Consider the following 3,435-nt stretch of genomic DNA (forward strand, 5'->3'; position numbering starts at 1 on the left):
ACCTGCCCTAGGCTAGATAGATGAATTGTCATAGAGCAACACCTTATCCAAAAGCTCTTCTATCATTTCGAGATTGTGGAATCTCTACAGGAACAATAGGTTGTGGCATTAAAATATCTTCCAGTAGTTTTACTTTACGAATAGTATACAGGAGGAACTCCATGAATGATAGATACCTTGTTATGACGCGCTTACCCTGCTTCCTTATTTTATCGCCATTATTTAACCACTTAGACTGATATAGAGACCAGATAGGCAAACGAACTTGTTCTTGAGAAACTCCTCTGCTATAATGATTTTTGTAAGGGACGTGAGGCATCACTATCAGAGAACTCAAGTTCCTAAAAAAGAAATCGGAGATAAAGAAATGAAAAAATTATTGGGAATTGTCTTTTTATTAGCAGCAGTGACAGTAGTGTATTTTGGTTCTGTTGGCTGGCCAAGTTTAGATGTCAACCTCTGGTCTTTGATTCCGGTGGGTCTGTTCCTCTTTTTCACTCTAGAGAATCTTTTGAAAAAGGATTACAAGGCTAGTCTGATGTGTTTGATTATTGCCTTTATCATTGCGAATGCAATTTTGGACCTGTTGCCAATTTCAAGTGGCTTGGTGATTGGAGCAGGCGTCCTAGCTTGTGTAGGGATTGGCTATCTATTTCCTGATAAAGAAGGAAAATAATACTCTTCGAAAATCTCTTCAAACCACGTCAACGTCGGCTTGTCGTAGATATGGTTACTGACTTGGTCAGTTCTATCCACAACCTCAAAACTGTGTTTTGAGCAACCTGCGGCTAGCTTCCTAGTTTGCTCTTTGATTTTCATTGAGTATTAGAACAAAAAAATGCTTGGAGTATTTGTTTGTGTGTTTGTTTTTATATAACAAACTATAAACAAAACAAAAATATAAAAAAAGAGACAAAAAAGAACAGAAAGTAATTGACAACGGTTTCATATAGTGTTATACTTATGGCATAAAGTTAATGGAAAGAAGGGAAAACCTTATGGTATTAGATTATTTCTTTGACAAAAACCTTGTGTTTTGCTTAGAAGCGGATAATCAAGAACAACTCTTTGATCAGGTAGCAAGCTTGTTGGAAGAACGAGAAATTGTCACTCCAACTTATCGTGAAGCCTTGATCACGCGTGAAAAGTCATTTCCAACTGGTTTAGATATGGAATTTCTAGGAAAGGACTTGCCAAATGTAGCGATTCCTCATACAGATATTGTTCATAATCTAGCTGAGAAAGTGGTGGTTGTTCGATTAGAAAAACCAGTAACTTTTCACAATATGATAGCTCCTGATAAGGAAGTAGAAGTATCCCTACTCTTCTTTATTATTAACAATTCAAGTTCAAGTCAAACAAATATTCTGGCTCAGTTGATGGACTTTTTCACAGGAAATGGACATCTTGAAGACCTATCAAAAATTTCCGAACCAGAAAAACTTTATGCTTACATTGCTGAAGCAACCGCTTAATCTTGTCTATTAAAAAATAAAATCGGAGGAAATCCAAATGATTAAAATTCTTGCTGCCTGCGGTGCAGGTGTTAACTCAAGTCACCAAATTAAAAGTGCTCTAGAAGAAGAACTTTCAAACCGTGGTTATGATGTTCACTGTGATGCAGTCATGGTGAAAGATGTAAACGAAGACCTTATGAAAGGTTACGATATCTTTACACCAATCGCTGCAACAGACCTTGGTTTTGAACCAGGTATCCCAGTTATCGAAGCTGGGCCAATCTTATTCCGTATCCCAGCAATGAGCGCTCCAGTATTTGACAATATTGAAGCAGCTATTAAAGAACACGGATTAAGCTAATTCTAATTTGTTAACATTCATATAACATAAAAAAGGGAGGAACTGTTATGGATGCAATCTTTGACCTAATCGGAAAGGTTTTCAATCCCATCTTAGAAATGGGTGGACCTGTCATCATGTTAATCATTTTGACAGTATTGGCTTTACTTTTTGGAGTGAAATTCTCCAAAGCGCTTGAAGGTGGTATCAAACTTGCCATCGCTCTTACAGGTATCGGTGCTATCATCGGTATGCTAAATGGTGCTTTCTCAGCATCACTTGCAAAATTCGTTGAAAACACTGGTATCCAATTGAGTATTACCGACGTTGGTTGGGCACCACTCGCAACAATCACTTGGGGTTCTGCTTGGACACTATACTTCTTGCTCATCATGTTGATTGTCAACGTAGTGATGCTTGCTATGAAGAAAACCGATACACTTGACGTTGATATCTTTGATATCTGGCACTTGTCTATCACAGGTCTCTTGATTAAATGGTATGCTGATAACAATGGTGTGAGTCAAGGGGTTTCACTCTTGATTGCTACAGCAGCTATCGTCCTTGTCGGTGTGTTGAAAATTATCAACTCTGACTTGATGAAACCTACATTTGATGACCTTCTTAACGCCCCAAGTTCATCACCAATGACATCAACTCACATGAACTACATGATGAACCCAGTTATCATGGTTTTGGATAAGATTTTTGAAAAATTCTTCCCAGGCCTTGATAAATATGACTTTGATGCTGCTAAATTGAACAAGAAAATCGGTTTCTGGGGATCTAAATTCTTCATCGGTTTCATCCTTGGTATCGTTATCGGTATTATGGGAACTCCACATCCAATTGTAGGTGTTGCAGATGCAGATAAATGGCGTCTTGTTATCAAAGGATGGTTGTCTCTTGGTTTGACTGCCGGTGTATCTTTGGAACTCTTCTCACTTATCGGTTCATGGTTCATCGCAGCCGTAGAACCACTATCACAAGGTATTACAAACGTTGCTACTAAACGTTTTCAAGGACGTAAATTCAATATCGGTCTTGACTGGCCATTCATCGCTGGTCGTGCTGAAATCTGGGCTTGTGCCAACGTACTTGCACCAATCATGTTGATTGAAGCAGTGCTTCTTTCAAAAGTTGGAAATGGTATCTTGCCACTTGCAGGTATCATCGCTATGGGTGTTACTCCAGCTCTCTTGGTTGTAACTCGTGGTAAATTGCTCCGTATGATTATCTTCGGAACACTCTTGTTGCCACTCTTCCTTCTTTCAGGTACACTTATTGCACCATTTGCAACAGAACTTGCTAAAGGTGTAGGTGCCTTCCCAGAAGGTGTGAGCCAAACTCAATTGATTACTCACTCTACTCTTGAAGGACCAATCGAAAAACTTCTTGGTTGGACAATTGGTAACACTACAACTGGTGATATCAAAGCAATCCTTGGTGCAGTAGCTTTCCTTGTATTCTATATCGGTATCTTTGCTTGGTACAGAAAACAAATGATCAAACGTAACGAAGAGTACGCAGCAAAAGCAAAATAATGCGCTCCTATAAAATATAAACTCAATGAAAATCAAAGAGCAAACTAGGAAGCTAGCCGCAGGTTGCTCAAAACACAGTTTTGAGGTTGTAGAT

Annotated in this window: 5 protein-coding genes; 4 read left to right on the forward strand and 1 reads right to left on the reverse strand. The window is 38.7% G+C overall.

Annotation, left to right across the window (positions count from 1 at the left end):
• The first annotated feature begins 367 nt into the window (after positions 1-367).
• The gene (locus B4W83_RS02880) at positions 368-676 is read left to right on the forward strand and encodes a hypothetical protein (RefSeq protein ID WP_000734650.1); all 309 of its coding nucleotides are present in this window, start codon (positions 368-370) and stop codon (positions 674-676) included.
• On the opposite strand, the gene B4W83_RS13275 is transcribed toward B4W83_RS02880, so the two are convergent.
• Complete coding sequence (locus B4W83_RS13275; RefSeq protein ID WP_083022222.1) at positions 646-819, reverse strand: hypothetical protein; 174 nt, start codon at positions 817-819, stop codon at positions 646-648. The genes B4W83_RS02880 and B4W83_RS13275 overlap by 31 nt on opposite strands.
• 179 nt (positions 820-998) lie before the next feature.
• Here B4W83_RS13275 and B4W83_RS02890 point away from each other — a divergent pair, with 179 nt between their 5' ends.
• From B4W83_RS02890 to B4W83_RS02900, 3 genes are read left to right on the forward strand one after another with little or no spacing between them, the layout of a single operon-like run.
• Entirely contained in the window at positions 999-1,475 is a 477-nt protein-coding gene (locus tag B4W83_RS02890; protein ID WP_000242184.1) for a PTS sugar transporter subunit IIA, read from the forward strand.
• A gap of 37 nt (positions 1,476-1,512) precedes the next feature.
• On the forward strand, positions 1,513-1,818 hold the full coding sequence (locus B4W83_RS02895) for a PTS sugar transporter subunit IIB (RefSeq protein ID WP_000590563.1): 306 nt from the start codon (positions 1,513-1,515) through the stop codon (positions 1,816-1,818).
• Positions 1,819-1,865: 47 nt separating this feature from the next.
• Positions 1,866-3,341, forward strand: coding sequence for a PTS galactitol transporter subunit IIC (locus B4W83_RS02900; protein WP_000338726.1), 1,476 nt, complete (start codon positions 1,866-1,868; stop codon positions 3,339-3,341).
• The last annotated feature ends 94 nt before the right edge of the window (positions 3,342-3,435 follow it).

The organism is Streptococcus pseudopneumoniae ATCC BAA-960 = CCUG 49455 (assembly GCF_002087075.1).
Classification (GTDB): domain Bacteria; phylum Bacillota; class Bacilli; order Lactobacillales; family Streptococcaceae; genus Streptococcus; species Streptococcus pseudopneumoniae.